Source organism: Dyella silvatica (assembly GCF_026283955.1).
In the GTDB taxonomy this organism is placed as follows: Bacteria; Pseudomonadota; Gammaproteobacteria; order Xanthomonadales; family Rhodanobacteraceae; genus Dyella_C; species Dyella_C silvatica.
In genome coordinates this window covers 1-9465 of sequence record NZ_JAPDPE010000162.1, presented here as the reverse complement: position 1 = coordinate 9465, position 9465 = coordinate 1, and the positions used below count along the sequence as shown (strand labels likewise).

The following is a 9465-nucleotide window of genomic DNA, read 5'->3' as shown; positions in this document are numbered from 1 at the left end:
TTCGGGGTGCAATGCGTGGTCGTTGGTATCGACAGCCTGCGTGACGAAGACGGTGTATGGCGGGTGCGTCAGTACACCGGCGACCCGTCGCGTACGCAGGCTTTGGCACGCGGCACGCTCGACTGGATCTGCGAAGCCCAGCGGCGTGGCGCAGGTGAAATCGTGCTCAATTGCATGGGCAGTGACGGTGTGCGCCAGGGCTACGATCTGGAGCAGCTTGAAGTGGCTAGGGCGGTTTGCCAGGTGCCGCTGATTGCTTCGGGTGGTGCAGGTGCGTTGGAACACTTCCGTGCTGCCTTCGGCGAAGCCGATGTGGATGGGGCGCTGGCGGCTAGCGTGTTTCACTCTGGCGCCATCGCGATTCCCGCGCTTAAAAGCTATCTACGCGAACAAGGTGTCGAGGTGCGTCTATGAGCCTATGGGGTCACTACGCCGTGGATAAACGCAACGCAATGCAGGGCTTCAGCGATGAGTGACATGAATACTGACAAGAACCGCCCCGTTGAAGCCGAGCTGGATTGGGCCAAGGGTGATGGTTTATTACCGGCAATCGTGCAGCACTGGCTGAGCGGTGAGGTGCTGATGCTGGGTTATATGAATGCCCAGGCGCTGGCGCAGACCCGGCAGAGCGGCCAGGTCACCTTTTACAGCCGCAGCAAGCAACGGCTATGGACCAAGGGTGAGAGCTCGGGTCATGTGCTGGCGCTGAAATCGGTACGTATCGATTGCGACGCCGACACCTTATTGATTCAGGCCCAGCCGCAAGGTCCGACCTGTCATCGGGGCACGTCCAGTTGCTTTGGCGAAAGCGCCGAGGTGGGGCCGCCACTGGGCTTTCTGGCCGAGCTCGACGCGCTGGTCGCGCGCCGCCATGCAGAGCGTCCCGCCGGCAGTTACACCACCAGCCTGTTCGAAGGCGGCATTCGCCGCATGGCGCAAAAGGTCGGCGAGGAAGGTGTGGAAACCGCTCTGGCGGCGGTGGCGCAGGATGATCCGGAGCTATTGGGCGAAGCCGCCGATCTGGTTTTTCATCTCATGGTGTTGTTGCGGGCGCGTGGTCTGAGCATGGAGGATGTCGCCGCAGTATTGGCCAAGCGGCACACCGACCATTCGCGCTAAGCATGACGGCGTCAGCGCACCCTCCGGGCCGGCCGGAAAGGGTGCGTAGTTTCTATGGGGTGCTTTTCGCCATGGGCTGCCGCGGTTTTGCCGGTGCAAAAGGCACCGCCGGACCAGCCACCATGCCTTTGCGCCAAAGCGCCAATTGTTCGGCAATGCCGCTGCCGATATCGATCTGCGGCTCCGAGGCGAGCAGTTGGTCTTTTTGTTCCCATTGAGCGATTTCACCGCTGGCTTGCTTGAACGCCTCGATAAAGTCCGGGGTGTGATTAAGCGCATCGACCAGCCATGCTTTGCCGAAATAAGTGATGTCCGAATCGCTACCGCAACCGAATGAGCTGCGGTCGGTGCGCGCCGCGGTCATCACCAGCGTGTCAGGGCCGCGCATGGTGGGCACAAAGCCGCCCGAGTAACAGGCGTTGACCACGATCACCTTCCAGCGGAACGGGTGTTTCTTGAGGATTTCGGCGAGATCCGCGGCACCGATCTGATCCAGCGGCAGCGGGTCCATGTCGATCAGCAGGTTGTGTTCCTCGTCGCCGTGGCTGGTGAGGTAAAGCAGCAGGATGTCTTCATCCGGCTTCATCACGCTGGCCAGGCCGTCGAGGGCATTGTCCAGGTTGCTCCACGTGGCTAATGGCCGCGTGCTCAGTGTGGTCGGGTGGTTTTCCAGTACCAGGGTGTGAGCGCTGGCGCCAAAGCGCCCGGCGAACAGTTTTGAGGTGTACTCGGCTTCGTTGTGAAAAACGTCTTCACCGCCATCACCGGCAAAGGCCAGCACATACAGATTAGGCTTGTCGGCCACGCGTGGGGTCAGCTGCGCGATAGCGTGGCGCAGTATCTGCGGTTGTGCGTAAATCACTTGCTCGGGCGACAAGCCCTGGGTGGGCCAGTCGTTGCCGTTGGCGTCGCTTTCGGTGTCGTCCTGCGCGGCATCGGCGATAGAGGCTGCGCTGGGCGGATTAGGCCGTGCGGTTGTTTTGCTGTCGGCGAGGCCGGCGCCGGCAAGCTGGCTTGGCGCTACATAGTGCGACAGCACCAGCATCAGCAAGATGCCGGCGGCAAAGGCGAGCAGGGCAGTCAGTGCGATACGCATGAATGGGGTCGCCCGTGGGTGGGGTTAGAGTTCGATGGCGTTGAAGTCGGTATACGCCGGGTGCGCTGGCGAGGCAGGCATGGTCAGCGGTGGCCGGATCAGCCAGCCGGTGCGCAAGCCCGCGGCGCGGGCGGCATCCAGTTCTTCGACGATGTCGGAGAGAAACAGAATATGCCCTGGCTGTTCGCCAATGGCCTCGGCAATGCGTTCATACGAGCCACGCTCACGTTTGCCGCCGATCTCGGTGTCGAAGTAGCCGGCAAACATGGGGGTCAGGTCGCCCGCTTCGCTGTACTGAAACAGCAGTTTTTGCGCGGGAACCGAGCCGGACGAGTACACGTACAGATGAAGGCCGTCTGCGCGCCAGGCATGCAGTCGTGCGGCGACCTCCGGGTACATGTGCGAGCGGTAGTCGCCATTCTCATAGCCGCCCTTCCAGATCATGCCTTGCAGCGCCTTGAGGGCGGTGGATTTGCGGTCTTCGTCGATCCAGCGCAGCAGCAGCTCGATGATTTCTTGCCGACTCGCCTCGACAATGCCGGCTTCTTTTGCCGCATCGTGCAGCCAATGCTGCACATCGGCCTGGTCGGCATGGGTTTCGATAAAGGCGGGCAGGCGTTTCCTGGCGTAGGGAAACAGCACGTCTTTGACGAAACTGATCGAGCTGGTGGTGCCCTCGATGTCGGTAACGATAGCGCGGATAACAGTCATGAGCTTTGCCGTAAGACAGATAGCGCAAGCTTACCCGCCGGGCCGGCGATAAGCAGTATGCTTCGCGCCCGCCGCTGGCGATATCAGCCCCTGGGCGGGGCGCCGGTCATCGCCGCCGCGTAGGCGGTTAGCTCTCGGCGGTGGCCGAAACGTGCGGGGCCATACGCGGAAAATGCTGGGCGATGTCCTCGCCGGTGAACTGCGCGACCCAGCCTTCCTTGTTGGTAAACAGCCGAATCGCCACGAAATACGGTGCCTCGCTCATATCGAACCAGTGCCGGGTGCCGTCGGGTACGCCAATCAGATCGCCCTGTTCGCACAGCACTTCGAAAACCTTGCCTTCGAGGTGCAGGGTGAACTGGCCGGCGCCGGCGACGAAGAAGCGCACTTCGTCCTCGCTATGAACGTGTTCGTTGAGAAATTTCTGGCGCAGGGTGGCGCGATCGGGGTGATCAGGCTTCAAGCTGATGACGTCGACGGTTTGGTAGCCCTCGGCGGCCATCAGCCGGTCGATGTCGGCACGATAGGCGGCGATGACCTCGTCCTGGCTGGCGCCTGGGGCTACCGGCTGGCTGGCTTCCCATTGTTCGAAGCGAATGCCTACTTTGCCGAGTTCGCGGGCGATTTCAGTATGCACGGTATGCACCGACAAGGGCGCTTCGGGGTGGGTGTCTTGGTAAATGCGCAGACGACTCATGCGGATAATCTCCTCAGGTCCAGTTCGCAGCCTAATAAAAATTCCAGGGCTTCCAGGTGCCGGCGTGTTTCGGCCATGTCGCGACCCCAGGTATAGATACCGTGGCCGTCGATCAGGTAGGCGTGCAGCGGCTTGCCGGCGTCGAGCCAGGCATCGACTTGCGCCACCAGTTCGGGCATGTGCTGTGTGTTGGGAAATACCGGGATGAGCAGTTCGCTATCGTGGGTGGTTTGTCCGGCGATGGCTTTTTGCAGTTCCCAACCCTTGAGGCGGATGACACCGTCTTTGGCGAATAGGCGCGAGGCGACGCTTTGCGTGCGCGAATGGGTGTGCAAGACCACATTCATTTCGGGCCAGCGGCGATAGACCTGCGTATGCAATTCGGTTTCGGCGCTGGGGCGTGCCGAGGTGCCTACGGCGTGGCCTTGCATATCGACCAGCATGATGTCGCCACGGCTGAGGCAGCCCTTGTCGCGACCGGAAATGGTGATCGCGGCATGCTCGTCATCCCTGCGCATGGAAAAGTTGCTGCTCGTTGCCGGAGTCCAGCCCGCTGCGGCCAGTTGGGCCGCGGCAGCGGCAATGGCATCCGCCCGCTCGGCGAACAGGGTGGGGGAGATGGTTGCGGGAAGCATCTGGCTCATGATGAGGTAGCTATGGCAAATGGACGTCCAAACGACGAGAGACTATAGCACGGTACAAGATCCCGGCTGGACGGCGTGCTGCTGAAATGCGAGCCATTCTCGCTGGCCTGACACAGCCGGCGTACCATGCCGCCTGGTTCGCCGCAGGGTGTGGTGAACAGATCCATGACGGAGATTTCGCCAATGTCGCAAGATAACCATATTGAATCGCGTCGCCGCTTTCTCAAGGTTGCTGCAGGTACCACCGCAGCGGCTGTCGTTATCGGAGGGCTGCCGCGCTTTGCGCGCGCCGCCGATCTGCCGCATGTCGCCGAATCGGACCCGACCGCCAAGGCGCTGGGCTATGTGGAAGACGCCAGCAAGGGCGGCGCCAAGCGCAAAGCTGGTGACGATTGCGCGAATTGTCAGTTTTACTCCGGCGGCCCCAGTGGCTATGGCCCTTGCCAGTTGTTCCCGGGCAAGTCAGTCAATGCAAAAGGCTGGTGCGTGTCGCACGCGGCAAAAAAATAAACTCGCCTGGCCACAGCACGGCGTTTATCTCAGAGGTCGGCCTGGTGCCGGCCTTTGTTTTTTTCTGCGGACGAAAGCGGCGCTGGCATGGTTGGTGCCATGGCTTGGATTGCTGCGCTCTTGGGTGCGCACACAAAGCGATGACGATCACACTCACTCGAGTGTCGAGTGATGCTTGTGTGGTGCGGAGGATTTCCCGTGAGGGAGAGATGAAGAGCGAGAAAGATGCTGCCCAGGCGCGTCAAGCTGAGGAGCGGTGGCCTGACGCGCCGGGCGGCAATCCGGGGCCCACTGCCAAGTGATCTACCCACGGATTGAAGATCATACTCCGGTTGGATCGGCAGGGACCATTGCGGCGACGAAATTTTAAAATAATTTTTCGTTAAATTTATTATTTATCAACAAGTTATGATGATATTTGATGCGTGTGTTTCAAGCGTTGGTTGGTTGACGCTCAAAAGCACATGTTGATTTTCGCCGAAGTTCAATGAAATTCGGCGACGTTTATGGGGGTTTTTTTTAAGGGGTTCTCGGCTCTGTGGCGGCCTTCTTAAGGCGTAGCCGACTGTGCTGCCGACCGTAGCCGAAGTAGATAGCCAAGCCGACGATGGTCCAGCCGATCATCAATGCCCAGTTGAACCACGCCATCGTCGAGAGCAGCGCGAGACAGCTGACAACGCCGGCGCTGCAAACAAACCATGCTGCCGGCACGCGAAATAGCCGCGGCAGTTCGGGCGCGGTGTAGCGAAGAATCAACACGCCCGCGCAGACCGCGACGAACGCAATCAGCGTGCCCATCGAGGTGAGGTCGGCCAGCAAGTCCAGCGGAAAGATCGCCGCGAGCACGGCGATGCCTGCGCCGGTGATCAGCGTATTGAGATGTGGTGTGCGGTAGCGCGGATGGATGCGATTGAATACCGGCGGCAGCAAGCCGTCGCGCGACATGATCATGAAAATGCGCGGCTGCGCGATGATCATCACCAGGATGACCGACGACAGGCCGATCAATGCGCCGATCTCCACCACCAGTCGCAGCCAGCCTAATTCTGGATGCGCCCTGATCGCCGTGACCACAGGTTCGCTGGTGCCCAGTTCGGTATACGGGATCAGGCCGGTGAGTACGGCGGCCATGGCCAGATAAAGCACCGTGCAGATCACCAGCGACACTAGCGTTCCGAACGGTAAATCTTTTTGGGGGTTTTTACATTCCTGCGCCGCGGTGGAGGTGGCCTCGAAGCCGATGTAGGCGAAGAACACCATGGCGGCGCCACGCATCACGCCGGACCAGCCGTATTTGCCGGGTCCTTCCGCCGGCGGCACGAAGGGGTGCCAGTTAGCCGGATCGATGTAGCGATAACCCGCCACGACCACGACGATGATCAGGCCGACCTTGAGCAACACCATCAGCACATTGATGCCAGCCGATTCGCGGATGCCGACATAGCACAGCCAGGTCAGCGCCAGCACGATGGCGACCGCCGGAAGATTCATCAAGTGGCCGGTGCTCACCAAGTGCCCATCGGAAAACGCCAGCGGTGCTTCGGTCAATGAAGCGGGCAGATGGATGCCGATGTGATCGAGCAGACTGGTGAAATAGCCGGTCCAGCTGGCTGCCACCGCCGATGCCGAGATGCCGTACTCCAGCACCATGTTCCAGCCGATAAACCAGGCGACTACTTCACCTAAGGTGGCGTAAGCGTAGGAGTATGAGCTGCCGGAGATGGGAATCAAGGTGGCAAATTCGGCGTAGCACAATGCGGTGAAGCCGCTGCAGATCGCCGCCAGCATGAACGAAATCAGCACCGCCGGGCCCGCATGTTCCGCTGCGGCTTGTCCGGTAACCACGAAGATGCCGGTGCCGATCACCGCGCCGATACCTAGTGCGGTAATGCCCCAGGGGCCAAGTGTCCGGCGCAGAGAGGGGCCGCCGTGACTGTCGTCGGAGTCGCTGAAATCGGTCTTGCGGGCAAAAAGCTGCTTGAGCATGTGTGAGCCTGGGGGTGTTGCGTCAACAAGGCGATGAAGCATCGCCATCTAACTGGAACGTCAAGGCCGGCGCTAGGCCGGCCCTGACAAGGGTGACGGTTAAGCGTTGTGCTTGCGCAACTTGCTGTGCGTGTAGCCGTAACCGAAGTAGATAACCTGGCCGATGGCAATCCAAGCCAGCATCCAGCGCCAGTGTTCGATAAAGGACATCAGAAACAGCGCCATGCAGGCCAGTGCACCCAGTGGGCAGACCAGCCACGGCAAGCGCACGCGGAATGCGCGTGGCAATTCCGGGCGGGTATAGCGCAGCACCAGCACGCCGATGCATACCGTGGCAAAGGCAAGCAGGGTGCCCATGGCGACCATTTCGCCGAGCACGCCGATGTTGAACATGCCGCCGAGCACGGCCGCCAGCACGCCGACGACGACAGTGCCGATGTGCGGGGTGCGGAACTTCTTGTGAATGCGACCGAATACCGCCGGGATCAAGCCGTCGCGCGCCATCGAATAGAAGATGCGCGGTTGTCCCATCATCATCACCAGGATCACCGAGCTGAGGCCGGTAACCGCACCCACCACCACAATGGCCTGTAGCCAGCGCAGTTGCGGATAGCTGTCCAGCGCGGTAGCAACCGGCTCGGGTGTGTTGAGCAAGCGGAAGTCGGCGATGCCGGTGAGAATGGCCGCCACGATGATGTACAGAATCGTGCAGAACACCAGCGAACCCATGATGCCGATAGGCATGTCGCGCTGTGGATTCTTGGCTTCGGCCGCGGCGGTGGAAACCGCATCGAATCCGATATACGAGAAGAACACGATGGCCGCGGCGCGGCCGACGCCGTTCCAGCCGTACTTCGAGCCACCTTCGTTGGTCGGAATGAACGGATGCCAGTGGTCCGGATTAACGTATTTCGCGGCAAAGGCGATGAACAGCAAAATCACCGTCACCTTGATCGCCACGATGATCGAGTTGACGAAAGCCGATTGCGTGATGCCGACGTAGCACAAGCCGGTAATCGCCGCGATGATCGCCACCGCCGGCAAGTTGATCAGCATGCCGGTGGCGCGGATATGGCCCTCGACCACCTCGAAAGGCGCTGCCGCCAAGGCAGCCGGCAGGGAAATATCGTGGCCAATCCAGCCGCTGATCAGCAGCAGCAATTTATTGAAATAGCCCGACCAGCCAGCGGCCACGGTGGCCACGGTGAACAAATACTCCAGTACCAGGCTCCAGCCAACGAACCAGGCGACGTACTCACCCAGGGTGGCATAGGAGTAGGAGTAGGCACTGCCCGATACCGGGATCATGGCCGCGAATTCGGCATAACACAGTGCGGCCAGTGCGCAGGCGAAGCCTGCCAGTACAAAGCTGAGAACGATGGCGGGGCCAGCATGCTGCGCTGCTGCCTGCCCGGTGATAACGAAAATGCCGGCACCGATGATGGCTCCCACCCCCAACATCACCAGATGACGTGCGCTCAATGCGCGTTTTAAAGTGACTTCGCCATGTGGCCCTTGCGCGGGTTCGCCGCTGTCAGGTCGCGGCATGGCATCAATTGAATGTGTTGCAAACAAGTCTTTCAACATGTTGGTCCCTTACCCCCGAAATGTCGCACTTGCAAGTGAAAACGGTCACGCACGCCATGACCGGTGTGCCGGTGCTTCAGGGCGTAACGACGCACCATATCCCAGCGGAGCGCGGCCGTACAAGCTGCACTGCGGGTAGCTCGCGCTCAGCCAGTGCCGTGCGGAGGAAGTTTCGATGCCCTCGATCCATCGGTATTTTCGCCCAAGACATGCAGCGGATCGGCGCGCTGGCAAAGACGATTTTTGCGCGGTGACAGCCATGACCGAAGGTGTCACCGGCCGTGCTGCTTTCATCGTCATGCACGGCGCGGTGTTGACCCACCCGGGGCGCCGTTACCTTCGATAAGCGGCGGCAACGGCCGAGCATGCATGGTCATCAGGGTAAGGCCGGTGCGATGCGCCATGACAGCCATAGGGCAAGCAGCACAGCGGGCTTTTCAAACGTATGATTCATCTCCGTTGATGTGTCTGTGCATGTTCTTGTCCTGCATCCTTGCGACAGTAAGTACATCGCGCTATCGGCTATTGAACGATCCTGCTGCTTATATTTGGTATTTAATTTCATGACCTTGCAGACTGATTTCGACGATTACGCGAACCGCTGGCCCGATGAGATCGGTGTTGCCTGCTTCGCCAGCTTTCTGGCGCAAACGCCGCATGCGTTCGAGCGCGAGCATCTCGCTGGGCATTTCACTGGCTCGGCCTGGTTGGTCAGCGCGGATGGCGCGCGGGTGTTGCTGACGCATCACCGTAAATTGAATCGTTGGTTGCAGCTGGGCGGTCACGCCGATGGTGACTCGGACCTGGCGCAAGTGGCTTTGCGTGAGGCCGAGGAGGAGTCAGGGCTGACCGATTTGCAGGTTGAGCGAGAGCCGTTCGATCTCGACCGCCACTGGATTCCCGCACGCGGCAACGAGCCCGGGCACTGGCATTACGACGTTCGTTATGTGGTGCGGGCCACCGGCAGCGAGGCCTTCGCGATCAGTGAGGAATCACTGGCTTTGGCATGGAAGCCGATCAGTGACATGGCTGGCGATTCACTTGCCGAGGAATCGCTGCGGCGGATGGCGAACAAGTGGCTAAGTCGCGGCGCTTAGGGCGCATGGGCGACTAAG

Annotated in this window: 10 protein-coding genes; 4 read left to right on the top strand and 6 right to left on the bottom strand. The window is 60.5% G+C overall.

All coding sequences use genetic code 11. The features are described from left to right. Nucleotides 1–414 (top strand): HisA/HisF-related TIM barrel protein (locus OUZ52_RS21325; protein WP_266160597.1); only part of this gene is annotated, 414 nt, incomplete at its 5' end. Nucleotides 415–468: 54 nt separating this feature from the next. Next, nucleotides 469–1119 carry a bifunctional phosphoribosyl-AMP cyclohydrolase/phosphoribosyl-ATP diphosphatase HisIE gene (gene hisIE / locus OUZ52_RS21320; protein WP_266160596.1) on the top strand — a complete coding sequence of 217 codons (651 nt, stop codon included), beginning with the start codon at nucleotides 469–471 and terminating at the stop codon, nucleotides 1117–1119. Nucleotides 1120–1171: 52 nt separating this feature from the next. Here hisIE and OUZ52_RS21315 read toward each other — a convergent pair whose 3' ends face one another. The 4 genes from OUZ52_RS21315 to OUZ52_RS21300 form a co-directional block, all read right to left on the bottom strand. Further along, nucleotides 1172–2215 carry a C13 family peptidase gene (locus OUZ52_RS21315; protein WP_266160594.1) on the bottom strand — a complete coding sequence of 348 codons (1044 nt, stop codon included), beginning with the start codon at nucleotides 2213–2215 and terminating at the stop codon, nucleotides 1172–1174. 24 nt (nucleotides 2216–2239) lie between these two features. Then, nucleotides 2240–2926: an acireductone synthase gene (gene mtnC / locus OUZ52_RS21310; RefSeq protein ID WP_266160592.1), complete on the bottom strand. Its 687-nt coding sequence runs from the start codon at nucleotides 2924–2926 to the stop codon at nucleotides 2240–2242. 127 nt (nucleotides 2927–3053) lie between these two features. After that, nucleotides 3054–3623, bottom strand: coding sequence for a 1,2-dihydroxy-3-keto-5-methylthiopentene dioxygenase (locus tag OUZ52_RS21305; protein ID WP_266160590.1), 570 nt, complete (start codon nucleotides 3621–3623; stop codon nucleotides 3054–3056). After that, nucleotides 3620–4267, bottom strand: coding sequence for a methylthioribulose 1-phosphate dehydratase (locus OUZ52_RS21300; RefSeq protein ID WP_266160587.1), 648 nt, complete (start codon nucleotides 4265–4267; stop codon nucleotides 3620–3622). The genes OUZ52_RS21305 and OUZ52_RS21300 overlap by 4 nt, the downstream gene beginning before the upstream one ends. Nucleotides 4268–4450: 183 nt before the next feature. Here OUZ52_RS21300 and OUZ52_RS21295 point away from each other — a divergent pair, with 183 nt between their 5' ends. Further along, nucleotides 4451–4777, top strand: a complete 327-nt coding sequence (locus OUZ52_RS21295) for a high-potential iron-sulfur protein (RefSeq protein WP_266160586.1) — start codon at nucleotides 4451–4453, stop codon at nucleotides 4775–4777. Between the two features lie 519 nt (nucleotides 4778–5296). On the opposite strand, the gene OUZ52_RS21290 is transcribed toward OUZ52_RS21295, so the two are convergent. Next, complete coding sequence (locus tag OUZ52_RS21290; protein ID WP_266160585.1) at nucleotides 5297–6763, bottom strand: amino acid permease; 1467 nt, start codon at nucleotides 6761–6763, stop codon at nucleotides 5297–5299. 99 nt (nucleotides 6764–6862) lie between these two features. Beyond that, on the bottom strand, nucleotides 6863–8350 hold the full coding sequence (locus tag OUZ52_RS21285; protein WP_266160584.1) for an amino acid permease: 1488 nt from the start codon (nucleotides 8348–8350) through the stop codon (nucleotides 6863–6865). 563 nt (nucleotides 8351–8913) lie between these two features. Here OUZ52_RS21285 and OUZ52_RS21280 point away from each other — a divergent pair. Beyond that, nucleotides 8914–9447 carry an NUDIX hydrolase gene (locus OUZ52_RS21280; RefSeq protein ID WP_266160583.1) on the top strand — a complete coding sequence of 178 codons (534 nt, stop codon included), beginning with the start codon at nucleotides 8914–8916 and terminating at the stop codon, nucleotides 9445–9447. Nucleotides 9448–9465: the final 18 nt, after the last annotated feature.

What these genes read in the sequence shown, in the direction of transcription:
- hisIE (WP_266160596.1), top strand. Translation starts at nt 469, where the DNA reads ATGAGTGACATGAATACTGACAAGAACCGCCCCGTTGAAGCCGAGCTG.
- OUZ52_RS21315 (WP_266160594.1), bottom strand. Translation starts at nt 2,215, where the DNA reads ATGCGTATCGCACTGACTGCCCTGCTCGCCTTTGCCGCCGGCATCTTG.
- mtnC (WP_266160592.1), bottom strand. Translation starts at nt 2,926, where the DNA reads ATGACTGTTATCCGCGCTATCGTTACCGACATCGAGGGCACCACCAGC.
- OUZ52_RS21305 (WP_266160590.1), bottom strand. Translation starts at nt 3,623, where the DNA reads ATGAGTCGTCTGCGCATTTACCAAGACACCCACCCCGAAGCGCCCTTG.
- OUZ52_RS21300 (WP_266160587.1), bottom strand. Translation starts at nt 4,267, where the DNA reads ATGAGCCAGATGCTTCCCGCAACCATCTCCCCCACCCTGTTCGCCGAG.
- OUZ52_RS21295 (WP_266160586.1), top strand. Translation starts at nt 4,451, where the DNA reads ATGTCGCAAGATAACCATATTGAATCGCGTCGCCGCTTTCTCAAGGTT.
- OUZ52_RS21290 (WP_266160585.1), bottom strand. Translation starts at nt 6,763, where the DNA reads ATGCTCAAGCAGCTTTTTGCCCGCAAGACCGATTTCAGCGACTCCGAC.
- OUZ52_RS21285 (WP_266160584.1), bottom strand. Translation starts at nt 8,350, where the DNA reads ATGTTGAAAGACTTGTTTGCAACACATTCAATTGATGCCATGCCGCGA.
- OUZ52_RS21280 (WP_266160583.1), top strand. Translation starts at nt 8,914, where the DNA reads ATGACCTTGCAGACTGATTTCGACGATTACGCGAACCGCTGGCCCGAT.